The organism is Streptomyces sp. NPDC056480 (assembly GCF_042795405.1).
GTDB lineage: Bacteria > Actinomycetota > Actinomycetes > Streptomycetales > Streptomycetaceae > Streptomyces.
Map to the genome: position 1 here is coordinate 22685 of NZ_JBHTSA010000004.1, position 22754 is coordinate 45438.

16 protein-coding genes and 3 pseudogenes are annotated in these 22754 nt (G+C 69.8%); 8 read left to right on the top strand and 11 right to left on the bottom strand.

The features are described from left to right. Window positions 1–287: 287 nt before the first annotated feature. Window positions 288–443 (bottom strand): DUF6131 family protein, encoded by a 156-nt coding sequence (locus tag ACFQ79_RS03380; RefSeq protein ID WP_383579135.1) that lies wholly within the window; start codon window positions 441–443, stop codon window positions 288–290. A gap of 539 nt (window positions 444–982) precedes the next feature. Between ACFQ79_RS03380 and ACFQ79_RS03385 the strand changes: the two genes are divergently transcribed. Together ACFQ79_RS03385 and ACFQ79_RS03390 are read left to right on the top strand one after the other, a co-directional pair. Then, window positions 983–1270: a methyltransferase domain-containing protein gene (locus tag ACFQ79_RS03385; protein ID WP_383579136.1), complete on the top strand. Its 288-nt coding sequence runs from the start codon at window positions 983–985 to the stop codon at window positions 1268–1270. Between the two features lie 10 nt (window positions 1271–1280). Next, on the top strand, window positions 1281–2474 hold the full coding sequence (locus tag ACFQ79_RS03390) for an alcohol dehydrogenase catalytic domain-containing protein (RefSeq protein ID WP_383579137.1): 1194 nt from the start codon (window positions 1281–1283) through the stop codon (window positions 2472–2474). 1226 nt (window positions 2475–3700) lie between these two features. Here the strand turns inward: ACFQ79_RS03390 and ACFQ79_RS03395 are convergent. Next, a pseudogene (locus tag ACFQ79_RS03395) lies at window positions 3701–3787 on the bottom strand (RidA family protein); the annotation flags it as partial. Window positions 3788–3928: 141 nt separating this feature from the next. Between ACFQ79_RS03395 and ACFQ79_RS03400 the strand changes: the two are divergent. The 3 genes and pseudogenes from ACFQ79_RS03400 (at window position 3929) to ACFQ79_RS03410 (ending at window position 6571) form a co-directional block, all read left to right on the top strand. Further along, a complete protein-coding gene (locus ACFQ79_RS03400) occupies window positions 3929–4654 on the top strand; it encodes a VOC family protein (RefSeq protein ID WP_383579252.1) in 726 nt (241 codons plus the stop codon). Window positions 4655–5381: 727 nt separating this feature from the next. Continuing rightward, on the top strand, window positions 5382–5693 hold the full coding sequence (locus ACFQ79_RS03405; protein WP_383579138.1) for a hypothetical protein: 312 nt from the start codon (window positions 5382–5384) through the stop codon (window positions 5691–5693). Between the two features lie 31 nt (window positions 5694–5724). Next, window positions 5725–6571, top strand: a pseudogene (locus ACFQ79_RS03410) (IS5 family transposase). Between the two features lie 304 nt (window positions 6572–6875). On the opposite strand, the pseudogene ACFQ79_RS03415 reads toward ACFQ79_RS03410, so the two are convergent. From ACFQ79_RS03415 to ACFQ79_RS03435, 5 genes and pseudogenes are all read right to left on the bottom strand, one after another. After that, a pseudogene (locus tag ACFQ79_RS03415) lies at window positions 6876–7684 on the bottom strand (IS5 family transposase). A 36-nt stretch (window positions 7685–7720) separates the two neighbouring features. Then, on the bottom strand, window positions 7721–7855 hold the full coding sequence (locus tag ACFQ79_RS03420) for a hypothetical protein (protein ID WP_383579253.1): 135 nt from the start codon (window positions 7853–7855) through the stop codon (window positions 7721–7723). An 827-nt stretch (window positions 7856–8682) separates the two neighbouring features. Beyond that, window positions 8683–9432, bottom strand: coding sequence for a hypothetical protein (locus ACFQ79_RS03425; RefSeq protein ID WP_383579139.1), 750 nt, complete (start codon window positions 9430–9432; stop codon window positions 8683–8685). A 20-nt stretch (window positions 9433–9452) separates the two neighbouring features. Then, window positions 9453–10364, bottom strand: coding sequence for a hypothetical protein (locus tag ACFQ79_RS03430; protein WP_383579140.1), 912 nt, complete (start codon window positions 10362–10364; stop codon window positions 9453–9455). Between the two features lie 603 nt (window positions 10365–10967). Further along, entirely contained in the window at window positions 10968–13544 is a 2577-nt protein-coding gene (locus tag ACFQ79_RS03435; RefSeq protein WP_383579141.1) for a SpoIIE family protein phosphatase, read from the bottom strand. Between the two features lie 237 nt (window positions 13545–13781). Here ACFQ79_RS03435 and ACFQ79_RS03440 point away from each other — a divergent pair, with 237 nt between their 5' ends. The 3 genes from ACFQ79_RS03440 to ACFQ79_RS03450 all read left to right on the top strand — a co-directional run bounded on the left by ACFQ79_RS03440 (window position 13782) and on the right by ACFQ79_RS03450 (window position 18387). Further along, window positions 13782–15494 (top strand): serine protease, encoded by a 1713-nt coding sequence (locus tag ACFQ79_RS03440; RefSeq protein WP_383579142.1) that lies wholly within the window; start codon window positions 13782–13784, stop codon window positions 15492–15494. 330 nt (window positions 15495–15824) lie between these two features. Then, window positions 15825–17537 (top strand): amidohydrolase, encoded by a 1713-nt coding sequence (locus ACFQ79_RS03445; protein WP_383579143.1) that lies wholly within the window; start codon window positions 15825–15827, stop codon window positions 17535–17537. A gap of 31 nt (window positions 17538–17568) precedes the next feature. Further along, complete coding sequence (locus tag ACFQ79_RS03450) at window positions 17569–18387, top strand: LuxR C-terminal-related transcriptional regulator (RefSeq protein WP_383579144.1); 819 nt, start codon at window positions 17569–17571, stop codon at window positions 18385–18387. 73 nt (window positions 18388–18460) lie between these two features. On the opposite strand, the gene ACFQ79_RS03455 is transcribed toward ACFQ79_RS03450, so the two are convergent. The 4 genes from ACFQ79_RS03455 to ACFQ79_RS03470 are packed head-to-tail and all read right to left on the bottom strand — an operon-like array spanning window position 18461 to window position 22571. After that, window positions 18461–19138, bottom strand: coding sequence for a response regulator (locus ACFQ79_RS03455; protein WP_383579145.1), 678 nt, complete (start codon window positions 19136–19138; stop codon window positions 18461–18463). Then, complete coding sequence (locus ACFQ79_RS03460; RefSeq protein ID WP_383579146.1) at window positions 19135–20457, bottom strand: sensor histidine kinase; 1323 nt, start codon at window positions 20455–20457, stop codon at window positions 19135–19137. The genes ACFQ79_RS03455 and ACFQ79_RS03460 overlap by 4 nt, the downstream gene beginning before the upstream one ends. 1 nt (window position 20458) lies before the next feature. After that, entirely contained in the window at window positions 20459–21625 is a 1167-nt protein-coding gene (locus ACFQ79_RS03465) for an acyltransferase (protein ID WP_383579147.1), read from the bottom strand. Further along, complete coding sequence (locus ACFQ79_RS03470) at window positions 21618–22571, bottom strand: alpha/beta hydrolase (RefSeq protein WP_383579148.1); 954 nt, start codon at window positions 22569–22571, stop codon at window positions 21618–21620. The genes ACFQ79_RS03465 and ACFQ79_RS03470 overlap by 8 nt, the downstream gene beginning before the upstream one ends. Window positions 22572–22754 lie beyond the last annotated feature (183 nt).

The following is a 22754-nucleotide window of genomic DNA, read 5'->3' on the forward strand; positions in this document are numbered from 1 at the left end:
ATAGACGACCTTGCGATCAAATGCAGCGGTCAATGAGGCCGAGGACCGGAAGCGCCGTGCAACCGTGGTGGATGGCCGGGTGCCACCTCACTAGGAAGTCCGGGGGGTGCCTTCGAGTGAGAGGTCGCCAACCCCTGCGATCCGAGTGGCCGTCGTGTGGACCAGCTTGGGGTTGCAAGGGTGCGAAGCCGACGCTCCCGAAGCCACCGGCTACGGAAGTATCCGGTCGTGCTAAGCAGAGTCTTCAGGAGTGTCGGCTCACAATCTCAGCGGGGTGAGCGGGCCTTCTACCAATAGTGACGGCGTCCGCCAATGGCGTGACCGAGTGCCCCTAGAATCCAGAGAATGACACCAATGACGACGAGGATGATCCCGATTGTCCACAGGATGGAGATACTGGCCACGAGCCCGATAACGAGCAGGATGACCCCGAGAATGATCATGACGACCTCCGACTTCGCGGATGCCTCGATTTCAGGCTAGGCGTGCCCCTGAGGGCAGCCCGTCAGGCAGATCATGGTGGAGACGTGCACGGACGCTTTGGCGTCCAGCGATCCACGAGCAGGAAGTCCTGCTCCAATCCCCGACAGCCGCCGACCCGGCCGCAGGGCCGTGTGTTTACGGCCGAGCGCACCGATCGGGAGCTTCGTTTCGGGGAGCATGAGACGGCCCCTTCGCGTTGTTATCGGCGGGTATTTTATCGCAACCGCCCGACATAGCCTCTACCCACTGGCTGTTCCGTCAGTCATCGTGTTCGCGGCGATGCTTCTGCGTGCGGGCTGTTCGACGTGAAAATGATCCAGACGGAGGCGATGCCCGCTCATGCATGTCGCTGGCCGCTATACGGCTCGGCCGCGAAACGGCTTCAGATGCGTCGGTGAAGCGATCGCCCGATAACCGGATGAGCAACCGGGGGCAGAGGAGCGAAGCGGACGACGGTCGTAGGCTGGCAAGCGGGTCCCGCCCATCAGGGAGGTGCACCATGGCCAGTACGGCTGTAACGTCGGGCTCCCTGCCCACCGGGCTGATCGCACTGCCGGGCGTTTACCGGCCGCGGGGCGACACTCATCTCGTGGCCGAAGCACTCGCTCAGGAGGTCTCGACGCCAGGAGCGTATGTGCTGGAGATCGGGACAGGCGCCGGAGCGCTGGCCCTCCAGGCCGTACGCCGGGGAGCCAGGGTCGCTGCGGTTGATGTCTCCTGGGGTGCCGCGGCCACCGCACGGAGGAACGCCGCTCGCCGGCGGATGGCCGAGCCGGGCAACCCGTGAGGAGACTCCGATGAAGGCTCTGACCTGGCACGGCAAGCGCGACGTACGCGTGGACACCGTCCCCGATCCGGTGATCCAGGATCCGACGGATGTGATCATAAAGGTGACCACGAGCGGGCTGTGTGGCTCCGACCTGCACCTGTACGAGCTGCTCGGCGCGTATCTCGATGCGGGCGACATCCTGGGCCACGAGCCCATAGGTGTAGTCGAGTACGTGGGTGGCGGCGTCACTCGCCTCAAGCCGGGCGACCGCGTCGTGGTGCCGTTCAACGTCTCGTGCGGCGGGTGCTACATGTGCGGACTTGGCCTGCACTCGCAGTGCGAGACGACGCAGGTGCACGAGTACGGCAAGGGTGCCTCGCTGTTCGGGTACACCAAGCTGTACGGCCAGATCCCGGGTGGCCAGGCGCAGTACCTGCGGGTGCCGTTCGGCAACTACCTGCCCATCCCCGTCCCCGCCGGGCCGCCGGACGACCGGTTCGTCTATCTGTCGGACGTGTTGCCGACCGCCTGGCAGGCCGTGGAGTACGCGGCGGTCCCTCCGGGCGGCAGTGTGGCTGTGCTCGGCCTGGGTCCCATCGGCGACATGTGCACACGCATCGCGGCACATCGTGGCGCAGGACTGGTCATCGGCATTGACCGCGTCAAGGAGCGCCTGCGACGAGCCGCTGCTGGTGGTGTCCGTACCTTCGACATCGGGGACTACGACGACGATCAGCTGGTTGAGGTGGTCCGCGATGCCGACGGCGGACGCGGCCCGGACGCCGTCATCGATGCTGTCGGCATGGAGGCGCACGGCGCACCGCTGGCCAAGGGCGCACAACAGTTGGCCACCATGCTCCCTGACGCTCTGGCAACCCGCATGATCGAGCGCATAGGCGTGGACCCGCTGTCAGCCCTCTACCTGGCCATCGAACTCGTCCGGCGCGGCGGCACGATCTCACTGTCCGGCGTGTACGGGGGCATGGCAGACCCGCTTCCGATGATGAAGCTGTTCGACAAGCAGATCACGCTGCGGATGGGCCAGGCCAACGTGCACCGATGGGTGGAAGATCTGCTGCCCCTGATCATCGACGGCGACCCTCTTGGCGTCGAGGGCTTCGCGACCCACCACGTGCCATTGAGCGAGGCCCCGCAGGCGTATGAGATGTTCCAGAAGAAGCAGGACGGCGCTGTGAAGGTCCTCTTCAACCCCTGGCCCTGACCGTCCACGAGGTCGCCACACACGACATGGCGGTTCCGGCGTTCCAGAGCGGCCGCCTGCCCGCATGCGCGTCATACCGTGACCAAGGAAGCCGTTGAAGGCGGGGCCACTGCTGTGACGTAGCGCTCGGTTACCGTGAGTTCACGGACATCCGGCTCGCCCTGAGGTGTCAGGCTGCCCGAAGGCAACCTCGCCGCCGGGCTTCGGCGGCCAGCTTCACGGGGCCGTAGGGGGGGTCGGACGGCGCGTAGTGCCGGTCCGACCTCAGTCGGAAATCTGAGGGCACGTCGGTGTCGGAAGCAGGAGAGCCCGACGTGAGGCCCGGGGCCTTGGTTCCCTGCGGAGAAGCTGAGGCCCCCGGCCTCGAGAGAGAAGCGGCCCCGCAGCCGAAGGGGCTGCCCCATCATCCGGACAAGCCTTGACGTCATGATCATGGAGACAGGCTTCTGGCGACATCGACTTCATCGGGTGGTAAGGGCTATGTCCGCCGGGTGTGGTGATGTGCGGCCCAAGTGGGAAGCACGAACCATAGGCCGATCAGCCATGCCCTGATGCCAGCGGTCAGCCAGCTGGCGAGCGCGTCGTCGAACGCCACGCGCAGCAATAGGAGCAGGGTCAAGACGGTGCTGGCCGGGCCTGAGCCAAGCGTAGCCCTTGCAGTAGGTCTGCCCACAAGCGGTCGGCTCGCTCTTCTGCACTCTCGCCGCGCTGGAGGGGAGGAACAGACGAGGCGCCCCCGCAGCTGTCGTACAGCAGGACGCTGATCCTCGATCTGTCGTCTGTGACCTTCATGGACTTTAGTGCCCCCTACACCCTTCTCTCCTTGTGAAGCGACGTCTCCGCGGAGGGCGGAGCACTGGAGCTGTACGGCATACCCGCGCAGGCCCGACGCCTCCTGGACATCACCGACACATGACCTCTGTTCACCATCCGCTCGAACCCGGCCGCATGAACTCCGCCTGCTGCCGCAGAGAATGTGGACAGAAGCCAGCACCCAGCTCGTCAACTGCGGACATGCCTGGCCCGTGCGTCTGCGCGACGGCGTGGTTGTCGCCTTGGAACCGAAGGCGACAACCGTTCACGCAGGGGCGCGACGCGGAGACCGTCGACCTGCCCGCCCTCCTGCATCATGTGCACGCGTGGTCGGAGTACATGATCAGACGTAGGCCGCCCCAGGGTCCGGTGAATGCCCAGCTGGGCCACCCAGTTCGATAGTCCGTTCGGAGTCAGTCAGGGAACGCCACGGTGAGATCCACATCGACGAGCTGTCCGGGAAAGCCCAGCTGTGCAACGCCCAAAAGCGTGCTGGCTGTGATCGGTGATGTCACGTGCGGACCTTTGCGCATGTCGGATTTAGGGTGGAGGCGTTTCGTCCTGTATCAGTGAGTTCGAAGGTGACGGTTGTGTCGACGTCGAGCCATGAGATCGCGGGCGCCCCGTGCTGGGTCAGTCTGATGGCCCGGGACCTGGCTGCTGCGCAGCACTTCTACGCCGGTGTCCTCGGCTGGGAGTTCCGGTCGAGCCGCCTCGGGGGCGGCTTCTCGGTAGCACTCCACGAGGGCATGCCCGTCGCGGGAATCGGCGCACTTGCCGAGCGCCTCGACATGCCGGTGGCCTGGACACCGTACTTCGCCGTCGTCACAGCTGCAAGGATCCGCGAACGCGGCGCGACCATGGCCGTGGGACCCCTCGCCTTCGGTACGGGCCGGGCCGGACTGGCCGCAGATCCCGCCGGAGCCGTCTTCGGATTCTGGGAGGGGGCCGTGGTCCCGGACTGGTCGGTGGGACACGGCAGCGCACCAGCCTGGCTGGAGCTGCACACCCGCGACGCCCTGTCAGCCTCGATCTTCTACGGGGAGGTCCTCGGTTGGGCCGGGGAAGGTGCCGACGGCTGTGTGGCGTCCTACGAGCACGATCACGTCGTCCTGCGCCGCGGCCGTGACACCGTCGCCCGCATTAGTGGCGGAGTGATCGACGAGGCGCGGGACCCGGGGATCCGCCCGCGCTGGCGTGTCCACTTCCGCGTGCGCGACCTCGAAGCGGCCATCGAGGCGACCAGCAGGCTGGGAGGCGGAGCGGCAGCTCCTGTACACATGTCCAAGGCGAGCCGGTGGGTGGACCTCGCTGACCCCAACGGAGCGTCTTTCACCGTGGTCGCACCACAGGTTTCGCTCTCCTAAGGCTGCTCGACCTTCTTGAGAGCGGCCCGCCGGCACGCACATGAGAGGCGCGCTGACTCGCTCCCCCTCTGTCGCAGTTGCGGTTTCAGATCCGCACACCGCTCCCTGGAGGGCAGCTGACTTGTCTCGTGCCTACGCGTTGCCGCCAGTCTGTTGCGAGTTTCGGAGTACACCGTCTCTGAGCTGTAGACCTGCTATGCCGCAGCAGGCGTATGCTTTGGTTGCCCTGCCCACGACAGGGACTGCGGCGCATCAGGGGTCTCTCGTGACAATCGCAGCTGCGGACCTCACTGCGGTGCTGTGGGCATCCGCGACGGTCTTCACTAGCGCAGCCACGAGGCCGACCATCTGCCTGGCGTCTGCCGCCGCGTGGCCCCCAGCGGACTCCGTGACCTTTCGGTGCTCCGCCGTCGCATCAATCACGTGGTGTAGCGCCTTGGTGTGGCTGTGCACACGTCCAGACCGTCGATCGAGTAGACGGGCATTGGGGCCACCACACAGCCCGCCTCGGCAATGACCCAAGCAAGGCGGCCGCAGTCTCAGGCGGCTTCGTAGTCATGGGCTCTCCCTCCGCGCCACTCCACCCAGCGCTGATCATCGAGCAGCGTCTCGGCGTCCTCAAGGCCGGCGCGGCGGAGGAACTCCAGAACGTCCCGGTCGTTGTGAGCTAGGCAGTTTCTTACGGATCACTGCACGAGACCTGAGCTGTCGGTGCTGTGATGGCTTCATGCGACCCGAGCACTGTGTGACCCGGAACCACATCGAGGTGTGGCATGAACGTGTGCTGCCGTCCGGGCCAGAACGGATCGGATTCGGGACAGTGCTGCGCGGCTCGCTCCTGCCGATCCTGGTCTGGGCTGGAGTCGCGTGCTTCGTGTATTTCGTCTACAACCCGCTCGTAGCGACGGTCCTGGGCGGGCTCTTCACGTTGTCGTTCATCGTGGGGTTCGGGCTGCGCCGCAGGGCGAAGCACTCGGTTCGCTGCAGCGTCTACGGTGCGCTGGGCGGAGTGCTCGACAAGTCCATGGCCGGGTTCTGACGCGTTGCGGCGGAGGCGACCCCTCGTTGTATTGAGCGTGTTGACCGACGCCCAGTGGGCCAGGATCGAGCCCCTGTTGCCGGACCGGACTCCTCGCCGAGGGGGAAGATGGCGTGATCACCGGCAGGTGATCGACGCGATCGCCTGGAAGTACCGGACTGGATCTCCGTGGATGGATCTGCCTGCGGAGTTCGGCTCGTGGAAGGGTGCCTACAGCCGTCTGCGGAACTGGGCGATCGACAGGACCTGGGAGCGAGTGTTCACGACCCTGCTGGCCCAGGCGGACTCCGATGAGGACCTGAGCTGGGTGGTGTCTGTCGACTCCACAGTCGTTCGGGCACATCAGCATGCGGCCGGAGCCCGTAAAGGGGGCTCCGGCCGACGAGCCCGCGGACCACGCCATCGGCCGCTCCCGAGGCGGACTGACTACGAAGATCCACCTCGCCGCCGACGGCAACTGCCGGCCGCTGGCTTTCGTACTTACGGCAGGACAGGCCGGCGACGCGCCTGCCTTCACTGACGTGATGACACGACTGCGCATCCCTCGCCGTGTCGGACGCCCCCGGACTCGGCCGGACATGGTTCTGGCCGACAAGGCGTACTCCTCCCGGGCCATCCGCGAACACCTGAGACGACGGGGGATTCGGGCGGTCATCCCGGTCCCAGCTGACCAGCAGGGCCACCGGCTCCGTCGGGGCAGCCACGGCGGCCGGCCGCCCACCTTCGACCGCAAGGCATACAAGCAGCGCAACACCGTCGAGCGGTGCATCAACCGCCTCAAATAGTGGCGAGGGATTGCCACCCGCTACGAGAAGACCGCCACCGTCGACCTAGCCGGACTCCACGTCGCGGCCATCCTCATCTGGTCAGCGCGATGATCCGAGAGAAACGGCCTAGGCCGAGGATGCCGCCTGTCGGGCAGTGACTCGCCGACCTCCGGTCGGCGAAGGTGGGTGGACGACTATCGGGGCAGTGCTCATTTCTCCAGGGTGCCCCAAGCAACCCGAGAACGCCGAGCTTGGCGTCCGGCAGACATCGACGACGAACGCCCGGTGGGCCAGCTGGAGACTCAGGCCGGAGCCGGGGGGGCAACTCCCACGCCGGTGGTGACCAGGACACCCTTGCGGGGCTCGGCGGAGGCGGGGCGATTCCTTCTGCCAGCCCTAGGGCGTGTCTTTCGGATCATCTCGCGGACCAGATGAAGATGCCTGCGATGTGGAGGGCGGCGAGGTAGATGGTGGCGGTCTTGTCGTAGCGGGTGGCAAGGCCGCGTCACTGCTTGACCTTGTTGATGCAGCGTTCGACAGTGTTGCGCTGCTTGTATGCCTCGCGGTCGAAGGCCGGTGGTCTGCCGCCCGACCGTCCGCGCTTCTTGCGGTTGGCGATCTGGTCGGCGGGCTGCGGGATCACGGCACGGATTCCGCGTCGGCGCCGGCGGGTGCGGATCGCGCGGGATGAGTACGCCTTGTCCGCGAGGACCACGTCGGGTGTGGTTCGCGGCCTGCCGAGCGGGCGAGGCACCCGGATGCGGTCCATCACCTGTGGAAACGCAGGTGCGTCACCGGCCTGGCCTGGCGTGAGGACGAAGGCAAGCGGTCGGCAGCGGCCGCCGGAGGCAAGGTGGATCTTCGTGGTCAAGCCACCCCGGGAGCGTCCGAGGGCATGATGTTCCGGCATGCTGGTGGGCGCGGACGACTGTGGAGTCGACAGCGACAACCCAGTCGAGGCCGCCTTCGGCGTCGGCCTGGGCGACCAGGGCGGTGAAGACCTTGTCCCACGTTCCGTCGATCGCCCAGTTCCGCAGCCGATTGTGGACGCCCTTCCATGAGCCGAACTGCTCGGGCAGATCCGTCCAGGAGGTCCCGGTGCGGTATTTGAACGCGATCGCGTCGATCACCGCACGGTGGTCCCGCCACCGGCCGCCCCGCTTCGGCGTCCCGGGCTGGCAGTAGTGGCTCGATCCTCGCCCACTGGGCATCAGTCAACGACACACCAGACTTACGACCCGATGATCGGAGAAGAGCGCCCTAGTTGCCGGTGTAGGTGAACGTCAGGGAGTCGTCGCCGCTGATCTCAACGGTCATGCCCTGCGGGAACGCCTCAGTCTTGCGGATGTCGATCTTGGGATTCTGCTGGTCAGAGCGGTCCCATTTCAGGTATATCTGGCCAGCTCATGACCTACGGCATACGGGCCGTCGCAAGGGAGCTGCACGCCGTTGCATCCCGGCCGAGACCTTCCTTTCGCTCTGCGTAGAGCGCCGAGTAGACGCTGTTTGCCTCTGTGCCTTGACGGGCCCTTGGGGACGAGGCTTGGGGACCAGTGTGCACTACACCGATCTCCTGCAGCGTGTTCCTCATCCCGCGCGGCATGATGACGTGGCGTCCACGATGGGCTCGCCGCGGCGATCCTTCCTGCGGGAGTTTGGAGTTGGAGGTCCTGGCTCGCGAACGCGGTCGGGCTTCACGCTTCTCGCTTAGTGTGCTCGGGCCCTTCCAGGACTGGCTTCTGCGGAGGCTCGCTGATGGGCGAACTACCGATGGGCAGAAAGCACTGCGGGGAGGCGCTGTCCGAGCGCGCCCAGGACGTTGGCGACGCCCGTAGCCAAGCGCTCGAAGACCCGGGGCGGGAGTCGTTGTCGGCACGGTGGACGGAGATCATCGCGTCGATGCCGCCAACTGTTCTCGGTGAGTGTCTTTGGGGCCGCGAGGTCGCCGACCACGATCTTGGTGCCGGGCGATAGGGCCTTGAGGGCATTGCACTTGCCGCCCGGGCCTGTCAGCGGCTGAGTCGCCACCGCCAGGTCCTCGGCACCGTCGGATACCTGCCCCCGAGCAAGTCGTGCAGTCCGGGCTCATCGTCCCCCAGACCGATTTGTAGCGATGGGCTACATCCTCTACGAACTCCTCTCCGGAGAAACGCCCTTCACCGACAAGCTGAGTGCGGTCCTCTACAACCCTCCGGTCCCCGGAAAGGCGGTCACCCTTAGTCTCAGCGTGGCTCGGGGTACCCGTCCAGACCGAAGGGGGCTGGTGTCAGCGGCAGGCCGTCATCGGGTGTGTCCGTCAGGAACATGCGGAACTGTTCGTCGTCTGCCGGCCTCAGGATGATCTCTTTCTCGACCGAACCTGCGTCCAGAGCTGCGAGTGCTGAGAGTCCGTCCTGCGCCACCACGCGTGTGTGGAAAATGCAAGCAGTCCCGAGGTCGAGTGATCGTCCCGCGATCTCGACGGCGCAGTCGGGAGTTGTCAGGCGTACGGACTGGGGGATTCCGCTGAGCAGTTGCCGCATGGCTGGATCCTCCGCTCCAGTGACCGTGAGGGTGAGCGTGCGCGAGAAGGGTGACGCGACGCATCGGCCATCGACCAGCAGGCGGGCCATCCGCAGGGCGATCCGGTCCACAGCCGGAAGCTCGAAGGGCACAGGGAAATACTGCTCACAGTGACGCTGGACAGCGTCGAGGTCCTCAGCGAACAAATACAGCTGCTCCAGCCGCCGCATGACGTCGTCAGAAGCGGCAGGTGAGAGCCGCCCTGCCCCCGCGGTGCTGCCATCCACGGTGACCTGGAAGTCCCCTCCTTCAAGGAGGCGCCGCCGCAGCCGCAGGGCCTTCATCGCATCGTGCGGTGCGAGGCCCTCGAGAGAAAAGTTGTAGGCAAGCTTCGGGGGGATGGCGCCGTCGAAGGGATTGAGAATCCGAATCTGGCCTCCTGGAACGGCGACGTCGATCGAGCGCCCCAAGGTTCCTGAACCCAGGCCATTCAACTTCCCGCATACGATGCGGTCACTCGACCCTGGCCATCAACGAAGGCCAGCTCGGCCGGTGCACCAGATCCGGGGGGTGGACCGGTCGGCCTCCACGTGACCTCGACGTTTTTGAACGTCTTCGTCAGCCAGTCCGGACCGCTGATCGTCAGGCGTTTGACGGCCTCTGGTGGCAGGACGACCTCCTCGGCGACGCCGTAGCCAAACGCCCTCGTCATGGCTGACGAGAGTTCTGGCGTCAAGCCCCGGCTGCGCCCAGCGAAGGTGAGACTGATGGGGCTGACTTCGTGAGCACGCGGGTGCTTACTCCGTAGCGTCTGGATGACCTTGTCGCCCTCGCGGGCGAAGTCCATCGTCCAATGCGGATCGACCTCATCGGCCACACGGCCAAGCCTCTTCACTCTCTTGGCAAGGTCTCTCGGACCTTGGCGCAGGATGGCCTTCTCCTGGCCGTAGACCTTCGCTGCCTCAAACAATTGATCGCGCGTGAACGATGCCTCGATGTCTCTGTGAACGGCCAGCCGGTCGTCCAGCTCGGCCCGGTCCATGATCCGCACCTTCATGTTGCGTTCTTTCGGGAGCCCTTCGACGAAGGTGCGCTCGGAGTCGGTGACGATACACGGAACGACGAGGATCCACTCGTACGGATCGTGTTCGATGGCGCGCTCGAATGATTCCTTGATGGAGGGCCGGCGCCCCTTCACCGACGTGGCGAACCCGTCGGGGTAGTACTTCAGCTGAAAGACGCGCAGTCGGTTGCCGCTGACCACTCGGATATCGATGCCCCGATCGCCACCCCGGCCGTTGACTGCCTGCACCACCGCAGTGTCGTCATACAGGCGATGGACCAGCGCCTCCACGATGCGGTCGAACCGCGGCTGCCCGACCCGATCCCACTCGACGGCCATATGGTCATACCTCCAGTGAAAAAGCCACCAGAAGGATGACACGCGGCACTGACAGTCATGCGGACCCTGATGCACCGCCTTGGAGACAGCGTGCCGGTCGCTTCGGCACCGTGGCCCCTTCGCTGGTGCGCGGAGCTTTGCTGTCGTGCGCCTTTGGGTTCGGCATCGACCGGCCAGTACCCGTCGCCGACACCGCTACCCATGACGTGCGGAGCGACGATGCCAGCGGTCTACGAGCGTCGTGACGCTGCCCACGGGCGGTGGGGGTTCGCCCCGCGAGGGTTGCCTCTCCGGTCCCGCGACCGTAGGCGGCGCGCACCATGCTTGGGGACCAGTTGGGGACCACACGATGTGCGCGACGATGCACGACGGACCCCCACCCGCACAGCCTGCGCCCGGATTAAGTCCGCTATATCCAGAAAATACCCTTGGCTCTCACTCCTGGGGGTCAAGGGGTCGCAGGTTCAAATCCTGTCGTCCCGACTTTTCGAAGTCGTAGATCGAGGGGCCGTTTCAGAGTCATCTGAAACGGCCCCTCCATCATTCCCCGGACCATTCGGGGGCCAATGCACTCGACCGGTCCGCGCGCACCTGACCTGCCGTCTAGGAGAGGGCACTGCCAGCGGCGGGCAGGACCTGTTCGGCCCAGATGACCTTGCCTTCCGGTGTGTACCGGGTGCCCCAGTGCTCGCTGAGCTGGGCGACCAGGAACAGTCCGCGGCCTCCCTCGTCCGTCGTGGCGGCGTACCGCAGATGCGGGGCGGTACTGCTGCCGTCCCACACCTCGCAGGTCAGAGTGCGGTCGCGCAGCAGACGAACGCGAACCGGCGCGGCGGCGTACCTTATGGCATTGGTGATGAGCTCGCTGAGGATCAGTTCCGTGGTGAAGGCGAGTTCCTCCAGTCCCCACTCCTCGAGTTGGTCGGCCGCGAGGCCGCGCACGGCGCCGACCTCGCTCGGGTCGAACGGCACGTCCCACTCTGCGACCCGGTCGGGGCCCAGAGTTCGTGTCCGGGCGATGAGCAGCGCGATGTCGTCGGCCGGCCGGTCGGGGAGCAGGGCGTCGAGTACGGCGCGGCGGCTGGCTTGCGGGTCTCGGTCGGGGTGGCTCAGCGCCGTGCGCAGCCTTTCCAGGCCCTCGGAGATGTCCCGGCTGCGCTCCTCGACCAGCCCGTCGGTGTACAGGACGAGCTGACTGCCTTCCGCCAGGTGCAGTTCCATGCTCTCGAACGGCATGCCTCCCAGCCCCAGCGGGGGACCGGCCGGCAGTTCCGAGATCGTCGTGGTGCCGTCCGGGGCGACCACGAGCGGTGGCATGTGTCCTGCCCGCGCCATGGTGCAGTGCTGCGAGACCGGGTCGTAGACGGCGTACAGGCAGGTCGCGCCCAGGACACCGCCGTCCGAGGGCGTGCTGTCGCCTTCCTGGTCCATGCGCTGGACGAGGTTGTCGAGACGGGCGAGGAGTTCGTCGGGGGGCAGATCCAAGGAGGAGAAGTTGTGCACGGCCGTGCGCAGCCGCCCCATGGTGGCCGCGGCGTGCAGGCCGTGCCCGACGACGTCTCCGACGACGAGTCCGACGCGGCTGCCCGGCAGCGGGATCACGTCGAACCAGTCCCCGCCCACTCCGGACTGGGCGGGCTGGTAGAAGTGCGCGACGTCCACCGCGCTCTGCTCGGGCAGGTCCCGCGGCAGCAGGCTGCGCTGGAGCGTCACGGCGAGATGGTGTTCGCGGGTGTAGCGGCGGGCGTTGTCCATGGTGACCGCGGCGCGGCCGACGAGCTCCTCGGCCAGGGACAGGTCGTCCTCGTCGAACGGTTCCGGCTTCTGAGACCGCCAGAAGTTGACGATCCCGAGCACGACACCCCTGGCCTTCAGCGGAGCCGCGATGAGCGAGTGGATGCCGTAGTCGACGATCTGGGACGTCCGCTGCGGGTCCTGGGCGTGCCAGCCCGGTGCGTCATGGAGATCGGGTACGAGTTCGGTCGTGCCTGTGCCGTAGCCACGGGCCTGCGGTGTGGACGGCAGGAAGTCGATCAGTGCGCCGAGCGGGTACAGCGGGTGATCGGATCGGATTCCGCTGACCGCCGTGCGCCGCATGTCGGCGCCCGGGCCGGGCTCGTCGCCCTTCAGTACCGAGTCGGCCAGGTCGACCGTGACGAAGTCCGCGAACCGTGGAACGGCGACATCGGCCAGTTCCTTCGCGGTGCGGACCACGTCGAGGGTGCTGCCGATGTCACCCCCCGCGTCGTACAGCAGCTTGAGCCGCTTGCGGGCCGTCTCCGCCCGGCTGCTCAGGAGCTGCATCTCGGTGGAGTCGCGGATGGTGACCGCCGAGCCCTGCGGGAGCGTGGGCCGCTGATTGACCACGAGCAACCGGTCCCCGGCCTCCAGCACCTCGTCGGTGGCCACCCGGCCGGACAGCAGCAGCTCCGCCATGCGGCGATCCATGCCGACCTCGTCGACGGGGCGTCCTTCGGCGTCGTCCGGCAGGCCGAGCAGCCGTCCGGCCTCGTCGTTCGCCAGGAGCAGCCGCCCGTCGCCGTCCGTGATCAGCACCCCTTCGCGGACGGAGTGGAGCACTGCGTCGTGGTGCTCGTACATGCGGGTCATCTCCTGCGTGCCGAGCCCGTGGGTCTGGCGGCGCAGTCTTCGGCTGATCAGCGCCGTGCCGACGGTGGCCAGAGCCAGACCGATGGCGATGGCCAGGAGGATGACCGGAAGCTGACGGTCGGCGATGCCGGTCACGCTCTCCACCGTCAGACCCGCCGAGACCAGGGCGACGACCTCACCCCCGGGCGAGGTGACCGGGACGATCGCCTGGATCTCCTTGCCGAGGGGTCCCTCCACGCTCTCGGTGTGCACCTGGCCGGCGACTGAGGGCTCGATCGTGCCGACGAACCGCTCGCCGATGAGGTCGGGCTGGGGGTGGCTGTAGCGGGTGCCGTTCGTGTCCATCACCACGATGAAGTCCACGCCCGCGTCCTTGCGGGTCTCCTCGGCGAGCGGCTGCAGGATCGCGGACGGGTCCGGCGACCTCAGCGCTTCCTGCAGGCCCAGGGAGTTCGCGAAGGTCTGAGCGACGGAGACCGACCGGTTGCGCGCTTCACGTTCGATGTCGTAGTGCGACTGCAGCACCAGGGCCAGCAGGGCCCCGGCGGCGAGCAGCACCACGATCGCCACCTGAAGGACGAATACCTGTCCGGCGACGCTTCCGAATCTTCTGCCTAGGTGCGACCGCACCGGTACGCCGGGCACGAGAGGCGAGACGGGCTCACAAACCCAGTTGTAGCACCTCTCCGCGGCCGGGGCTCCCGGCGTTCACGGTACGCATCGCGGCCACGACACAAGGTTGCCGCCGCTGCACTCGATGTGTCCTGGCTCACGGGAACTCCGGTCCGGGCCGGTCCAGTGCAGATCATGAACGTCAACCCGATGCACTCTCCCTCGTCCGTCCCGTCCGTCCCGTCCGTCCCGTCCGTCCCGTCCGTCCCGTCCGTCCCGTCCGTCCCGTCCGTCCCCGCCCGGACGGCGACGCGCCGGTCCGTGCTGCGCGGGCTCGGCGCAGCGACGGCCGCGGGCGCCGCCGCGGTCTGTCTTCCGGCCGCCACGGCCCACGCCGCGCCCGACGGGCGGCGGACGCGCGGCGCCTCCGGCAGCTACGCGCTGACCCTTGTCCACCTGGGTCGCGACGGCGCGCCGACCACCGACTACCGCACCCTGCTGACCGCGCTGTCCGGTCCCGAAGCCGGCACCGGCCGAGAGATGAAGGAATCGACCAGTACCGTCACCGTCCAGGTGCCCGCCGGGCGTTACCTGCTCGACTGCACCCTCTCCACCAGGCCGGTGGGGGAGGAGGCGTGGGGGAACGACTGGCTCGTGCAGCCCCGGCTGGACGTCGACCGCGACATGACCCTCGTGCTCGACGCGCGGGTCGCGCGCCCGGTGGACATCCGGCCGCCGGTCGCCGACGCCAGGTTCGAGCAGGCCGGGGCGTTCGCCACGGTGACGTACGAGGGGGTCACCGGGTTCGTGAACCTGATGACGAGGTCGCTCGACCTGCGTACGGCGCACCTGGGACCGGCCGCCGAGCGCGGGGCCGTGCGGACCTGGGTGGACTCGTACTGGAGCAGGCCGGGCGGCGTCTGCGCCCTCGGCTACGTCTTCCAGGGCGAGCGGGCGCTGACCGGTCTGGTCCGGCACCCGGCTCCCGGCGACCTGGCCACGCTGGTGGTGCGCGCGGGGGTGCCCGCCTCCGGCGGGGGAACGGCCCTCGTCGAGTTCTCGCCGTCGGAGGGCCCTTCCCCGTCGCTGGGGCTGCCCGTGCCGTCGGGGGGCACCGGGACGTTCCTCCTCACGCCCGAGCGCGGCACCTGGGACCTCGTGTACGGCGCGCAGCCCGCATCGGAGGGGCCCGCCAACCACTACTTCGTCCTCGGGCGCTCCTTCACGGCAGGCTCCACCACGGTCCGCACCTTCGACAGCCCGGTCTTCGGCCCGGCCCTGGACTCCTCGCCCGGCGCCCGGCCCGTCGCGCGGCGCACCGGCGACACCCTGGACCTGACGGTGCCGCTGCTCGCCGACGGCGACGGCCATGTGCCGTCCTCGCCCCTGTTCACCGCGTCGACCGTCACGCTGCACCGCAACGGCACGCTGGTCGCGACCCGCCGCGGCGAGAAGCCGGGGCACGCCTCGTTCACGGTGCCGGCGGGGCGGGCCTCCTACCGGCTGACGGCGAGCACGACGCGGCCGCGCGGCAGCGTCACGGCGGCGTGGACGTTCACCTCCGCCGCGACGGCCACCGCCACCGACCTGCCGCTGAGCGCCGTACGCTTCGGCCCCGAGGTCGCGCTCGACGGCACCGCCCCGGCGCACACCACGAGCAGGGTGGCGGTGACGGTGGAGGGTGCGGCCCGGCGGTCGGGGGTGCGGTCGCTGACCGTGTCCGTGTCGACGGACCGGGGCGCCACCTGGACGCAGGCGGCGGTGACCGGTGGACGGATCACGGTGACGACGCCGGGGCCCGGCAAGGCGGTGTCGCTGCGAGCGGAGCTGACGGACGCGCAGGGCAACACCCTCACCCAGACCCACATCGACGCGTACGTCACGCGGGTCGCGGCCGGGGCGCGCTGACGCCGGGCCCCCACGGACGCCGGACGAGGCCGAGGGCGCCGGGCTCCCACGGACGCCGGACGAGGCCGAGGGCGCCGGGCCCCCACGGCCGCCGGACGAGCCGGGGGCGCCGGCGGCCAAGGGCCCCGAGCAGCACTCCGACGGACCCCCGGGGGCGGGGTGGGGTCCGCCCCACCCCGTGCTCTCCGCCCCGGCGTTCGCCCTCGGCTCCGGATGGCTGGACGGCGTATCGGTGGGATGACCGATGTGCCGGGCCCACGGGCACGGACATAGTCCTCGGGAGATCGTTTGCGGGTGCCGCCGTGCGCCCGGTGTGTGAAAGGACCTTCTGTGGACACGTATGCGGACCTGGTGTTTCTCGACGGCCGGGTGGTCACGGTCGACGCGGAGTTCTCCGTCGCCTCGGCCCTCGCGGTGACCGGCGGGATCATCAGCGCCGTCGGCGGGCGGGACGACGTGGCGCCGCTCGTCGGACCCGGCACCCGCGTCGTCGACCTGCGGGGGGCGACGCTGCTTCCCGGGATCAACGATTCCCATCTGCACGGATGCGCCTTCGGCATGGCGACGCCCCCGCTCTCCCTCGACGTCGCCCACCCCGCCGTCTCCTCCCTCGCGGACGTGGCCGACGTGGTCCGGGAGGCCGTCGGGCGGGTGCCGGGCGGGCAGTGGATCACCGGGCACGGCTGGGACACCGGCTATCTCGGCGAGTGCGTCGCCGACCCGTCGCGGCAGCCCTCGCTGCACGACCTCGACGCCGTCAGCCCGGACCACCCCGTCGTCCTGTACTCCTTCTCCGGCCACGCCACCTGGGTCAACTCCAAGGCGCTGGAGCTCATGGGGATCGACCGGCACACCGTCGCGCCGCCCGGCGGGGCCATCGTCGTGGACGAGACCGGTGAGCCGACCGGACTGCTTCACGAGGGCGCCCAGGCCCTCGTCCAGAACGCGCTGCCCGCACTCGGCCGGCAGGAGCGGACCGACGCGATCAGGTCGACCCTCGCCACGCTCGCCCGGCTCGGCGTGACCAGCTACACCGAGCCCGGGCTCGGCCCCGGCGGCGACGGCATCATGCGGGGCGCGCTCGGCGGGGAGACCCTCGACGTCTACCGGCGCCTGCACGCCGACGGCGAACTGACCGCCCGCGTCGGTGTCCTCCTCCTGCCCACCGGAATGGCGAGCACCGCCGAGGAGTTCGCCCGCACCCTCACCGCCCTCGCCGGCGCCGGAGCCTCCGGTGACACCGATCCGCGGCTCCTCGCCGTCCACGGCGTCAAGATCTTCGGCGACGGCATCGTCCCCAACAAGACGGCCTGGATGCACGAGCCGTACGTGGGCGGCGGCTGCGGCTCCCTCTGTGTCGGCGGCGAGACGGACGACGACCGGACCGCCGAGATCGGCGCCATGATCAGGCACGCCCACGCCGCCGGGTACCAACTGGGCGTCCACGTCACCGGCGACCGGGCCGGCGACACCGTGGCGGAGGCCTTCGCGGCGGCCGTGACCGAGCACCCGCGGGCCGACGCCCGCCACTACGTCATCCACGGCGACTTCCTCACCGCGCACAGCATGAAGCTCCTCGCCGCGCACGACTTCGGCGTCAACATGAACCCCACCATCAAGTGGACCGTCGCCGACATGGAGGAGGAGTTCGTCGGCACCGGACGTGCCGCGTACGCCTGGCCCTACCGCGACGCCCTCGACGCCGGTGTACGGGTCGCGAGCGGGTCCGACGCCCCCGTCACGTACCCGGACTGGCGCCAGGGCGTCGCCACCATGATGCTGCGCGAGTCGAAGGCCACCGGCCGCGTCAGCGGTCCCGAGCAGTGCATCGGCCTGGCCGAGGCGATCCGTACGTACACGATCGACGCGGCCTGGCAGGACTTCGCCGACGACTGGAAGGGCTCCCTGGAGCCGGGCAAGGCCGCCGACCTGTGCGTGCTCGACGGCGACCTGCTCACCGCCGACCCCCACGACATACCGCGGATGCCCGTCCTCCTCACCGTCATGGACGGGCGTGTCGTGCACGACACGCTGCGCGATTGACGTAATCAGGGCATGTGATCATTCTGGGGGGATGGCAGCGGAGCGGAGCACGGCGGACATCCTGGACGCGGCCGTCCACGTCCGCGCGGCCGCCAGGAGCGCCACGACCGGCGCGACCGGAGTCGACGGAGTCCTGGCGGCGCTGTCCGAGGTGATGGCGTACGACCACGCCTCCCTGGCCCGGTGGGACCCGCTGCGCGGCCGCCACACCACCCTGGCCGGGAACTACCCCGACGACGCCACGGCTTACATCGAGACCCGCCTCCACCACGACCCGGTGTTCCCCGTGCTCCGCGGACCGGACCGGGGCGGGCTCTGGCTCAAGGACGTCCCCCGGCGACTCCTCGCGGCGTCGCCGGGGTTCCAGGAGGTGCTGAGTCCCCTCGGGATCGAGGACGGCGTGGCCCAGTGCCTCTTCGCCGCCGACGGCCGGTACGTCGGCATGCTGAACGTCAGCACCCGTGCGCCGCTGCGCGCCACCGACCCGGCGCGCGCCGTGGTCACCCTCCTCACCGAGGCCCTGTCCGCGGCCGTCGACCCCCGCGCGTGCCCGCCGCCCGAGGAGGTCGCCGCAGCCCCCGGCCCCGCCAGGGGCGCCCGCCGGCCGGGCGGGCTCTCGCCGCGGGAGCTCCAGGTGCTCGCCGAGCTGACCGCCGGCCGCACCAACCGGGAGATCGCCGAACGCCTGTACATCACCCCGCGGACCGTGGGGACGCACATCGAGCACATTCTCGCCAAGCTCGATCTCCCCAACCGCGCGGCCGCCGCAGCCCGGGCCGCCGCATGGGGAATCGCCCCCTCCAACGGACAAGAACCGCCGCGAGCAGGGGACTTCCCGCCTCCCGGTTGATCGTCCGGTCGTGTGCGGGGCCCGAGTGAGGGCCGCCCGCCCGAGGCCCTCCCCGCTCAGCGGGCAGGGCGTGTCAGCGGCCCGCCGGGCGGACGAGGCCGGTGTCGAAGGCGAAGACGGCCGCCTGGGTGCGGTCGCGCAGCCCCAACTTGACGAGGATGCGGCTCACATGGGTCTTGACGGTCTGTTCGGCCACGACGAGACGGGTCGCTATCTCCGCGTTCGACAGGCCCTGGGCGACGAGGGTCAGGACCTCGGTCTCCCGCTCCGTCAGCGCCCCGACGCGCTCCTTCAGGGGGCTGCGAGGGGTGGCGCTGAGCCGGGAGAACTCCGCGATCAGGCGTTTGGTGAGGTCCGGGGCGAGCAGGGCGTCACCCCGCGCCACCACTCTCACGGCCTCGGCGAGTTCGTCGGCGGAGGCGTCCTTCAGCAGGAATCCCGAGGCGCCGGCCCGCAGGGCCTCGTAGACGTACTCGTCGAGGTCGAAGGTGGTCAGGACGAGGACCTTCACGGTGGAGCCGGCGGCCGCGGTGAGGACGCGGGTGGCCTCGATGCCACCGGTTCCGGGCATGCGGATGTCCATCAGGACGACGTCGGGCGAGAGTTCCGCGACCTTGGCCACCGCGTCGGCGCCGTCCACCGCCTGACCGACGACCTCGATGCCGGGTTCGGCGTTGAGCAGCACCGTGAACCCCTGTCTGACCATCATCTGGTCGTCCGCGATGAGGACGCGGATGGTGCCGCTGGTCATGTGCCGTCCTTGGGGGTGTCGAGGGGCAGGGTGGCGGTCACCTCGTAGCCGCCGTCCGTGGTCGGCCCGGCGACCAGCTCGCCGCCCAGCATGGCGGTGCGTTCCCGCATGCCGAGCAGGCCGTGGCCGAGTCCCGGCGACAGCGGGAGGGTGGTGGGCTCGACGGGGCGCGGGGCCGGGGCGTTGGCGATCCGGAGGGTGAGTCCGGTGGTCAGGTAGCCGGTCTCCACCCGCACCCGGGCTCCGGGCGCGTGCCGCATCGCGTTGCTGAGCGCCTCCTGGACGATGCGGTACGCGGAAAGCTCGACGCCCGGCGAGAGCCGGCGGCGCTCTCCGCTGGTGGCGGTGTCGACGGACAGGCCGGCGGCACGGACGTTGTCGAGCAGCTCGTCGAGCCGGTCGAGGGTGGGTTGCGGGGCGTGCCGCAGGGAGTCGGCCGCCGGGTCCTCCGCGCGCAGGACGCCGAGGACGCGGCGGAGTTCGGTCAGTGCCTCGACGGCGTTCTGGCGGATGCCCGCCAGGTTCTCCCGCAGTTCCTCGGAGGGGTTCTCGACGAGGTGCGGGGCCACCTGTGCCTGGATGGAGATCACGGACATGTGGTGGGCGACGACGTCGTGGAGTTCGCGGGCGATCCGTCCGCGCTCCTCCAGGACGGTGCGCAGGGCCCGCTCCTCGGCGGTGAGGACCTCCTGTTCGACCAGCTTGTTCCGGGCCACCCGGCTCAGCCGCAGGGAGGCGCCGACGACCGCGGCGATCGAGAAGGCGAGCGCGCCGCCGGTCAGGTCCTCGTTGTGCACGATGCCCGAGGGCACGGCCGCGCTGCACAGCCCCGAGAGCACGGTGAGCAGGAGCGTGACGGCGGTGACCAGAGGGGGGACCCGCAGCGCGAGGAGCAGCACCACGAAGGTGTGCATGACGATGCCCCAGACGCTCCAGGGCCAGAGCATGTCGGGTCCGACGGTCGCGTCGCCGATCTCGGAGATCAGGACCAGGCTGAGCGTGGAAAGCCACCAGGCAGGCACCGGGCGGCTCAGGGCGAGGACGAGGGAGGCGGCCTGGAGGATCACGAGGAACTCGACCGGAGGGGTGAGGACGGTCATCGCCTCGCCGTACTCGGCCATCTTGGCGAAGCCCGCGAAGACGGCGAGCAGCACGAGATGGCCGTGCGGAAGCCAGCCGAACCAGGTCTGACGGGGCAGCGGGTCGCGGGCCGTCGTCCACAGACCGCGGCGCAGCGTGCCCGGCGCCCTGCGCAGGGCGGCGCCCAGCGCCCGCCCGTAACCGTCCCCCACCCGTTCCCCCTTGTCGGTCGGGTCCACCCTATGCACGCTGCACCTGCTTCCTCGCGGCGGGTCGGCGCGCCCGGGAGGGACGGCGGACGCCCGCTTCGTACGTACGGAAGACGGCGACGCACGCGAGCAGCGCGAGCCCGAACACGGGCAGCCAGGCGAGCCGTGCGAGGACCCAGCCGTATCCGTCGGGGAGGGTGTGCAGACCGGTCAGCGGGCCGTGCCCGGTCGGTCCGGCGGCGAGGAGGCCCAGCAGGGTGACGGCCATCATCGCGGTCTGGTGCCACAGGAAGACCGTCATGGCACCGAGGTTGAGGAGGGCCACGGCCGCCCAGGCGGCGGGCCGGCTCAGGGCCCGGCGCAGCGGGCCGACGAGCAGGAACGCCGCGCCGCACTGGGCGATGCCGAAGGTGACGGCGGCGAGCGTGGGCGGGTTGAGGTTGGAGACGGCCGCGCCGGGCACGCCGACCATGGACGCCGGATAGCCGGCGAGGACGACGAGCAGGACGGTGACCGGCGCGCCCGTGATCAGCAGGGTCCATCCGACGGGCCGTTCCCTGATGCCGTGCCGGGCCCACAGGGCGCCGAGGCAGTACGGAACGAGCCAGCCGGCGGCCACGTTCGTCCAGCCGAGCCAGTCGGGTCCGCCGAGACCGAAGCGGATCACGTCGACGTGCAGGACGACGGCGAACGGCCACAGCGGGTGCACCTTGGCGACCAGCGGGGTCGCCGCCGTGAGGGCGGCGAAGACGAGCAGGAACCAGAGCGGGGAGAGGACGAGCCTGCCGAGCGTGTGCACGGTCTGCCAGGGCACCCCGCCCAGGATCATCGCGAGCGCCGTGACGGCCCACACGGCGAGGAAGACGGCCACGGGCCGGAACAGCTGGCCGAGGCGCGCGGTCAGCCAGTCGCGGTAGGACGTGCCCCGGGCGAGGGCGGCGGTGTGGCTTCCGGCGGCGACCCGCCCGCCGACCAGGAAGAAGACGGCGAGCGTCTGGAACACCCAGGAGACCGGGGTGAACTCGGGCAGCCGGTCCAGCGGGCTGACGGCCCGCAGGGTGCCGCTGTCGGTGGTCAGTGCGGTGACGAGCCAGTGGCCGAGGACCACGCCGGCGATGGCGAGGGCGCGCAGGGCGTCGAGGGCTCGGTCGCGGCCGGGCGGGGTGGCGGCGTCGATCCGCCGGGCGAGGTCACGCATCGGCCGGATCCCGTCCCGCGACGATCCGGGCCATGTTCCGCAGGGGTACGGAGCCGGGGCGGAGGTAGTCGCTGTGGCCGCCCGTGCCGGCGTCGAAGACCCGGGCGCCGAACTCCGGGGAGACCGGGTCGGTGCCGAAGCCGAGTTCGCCGAAGGCCAGGGAGGCGCGGACGTGGGGGACATGGGCGATCCAGTCGCCGGTGCCGCGGCCGGCCCAGACGGTGGCTGTGGTGCCGAGGTCGGCGGCACGGTCGGCGCCGGTGCCGGGGCTGCCGTAGAGCACGAGGCCGGCCACGGGGAGCCGGTCCGCGGCCTCGGCGCAGACGACGGAGCCGTACGAGTGGCACAGCAGCGTCAGGCGCGCCCGCGGTGCGGCGGAGGCCAGTTCACGCACGAAGGAGGCGAGGAGCGGGGCGGCCTCCTCGGCGCGACCGGAGGTCGTCGCGGCGGCGCTGAGGGTGGCGGGGGTGCGGTAGCCGAGCCAGGCGAGGACGGCCGTCCCGCGGCCCAGTTCGCGCTGCAGCGCGGCGGCTCCGGACCGGAAGCGGTGGCTGTCGAGCCGGGTGTCGGAGCCGGGCACGAGGGCGGCTATCCGGGTGGCGCCCACGAGGTCGCCGAACACCTCGACGCTGCGGCCTCCGTCGCGGCCGTCGAAGGAGAGGAGCCGGTGGTCCTCCCCGGCCATGGCCCGCAGGGTGGCGGCGCGTCCGTGGTCGCCGTGGGCCTCGGCCATGGCCTCGGCGGCCCGGACGGCGGAGCGGTTGGCGGCGTACCGCGCGGCGAGGTCGCCGGGCGCGGCGAGCGACAGGGGAGCGAGCGGGGCGGGGACGGGCGCGGGCACGGTGGCCGGGCCGGCCGCGCCGACGGTGGGCACCGCCACCGAGGCGGCGACGAGGGCGGCGAGCAGGGTGCGGCGCAGGCGGCGGCTGCGCGGGCGGGACGCCATGGCGTGGTCCTTCCGTACCGGAGTGTTTCTCGAATCCGGTGCCGAACCTATGGATCACGCGCGGTAGTCGACGTCCCGCCAGGGGGGACACCTGCCGCGTAGCTCTGGAGTACTACGGGTACGGGGCCTTGACGGCCGTACGGCGTCACCGCCCGAGGGGGGGGTGACGCCGTACGGGGTGCG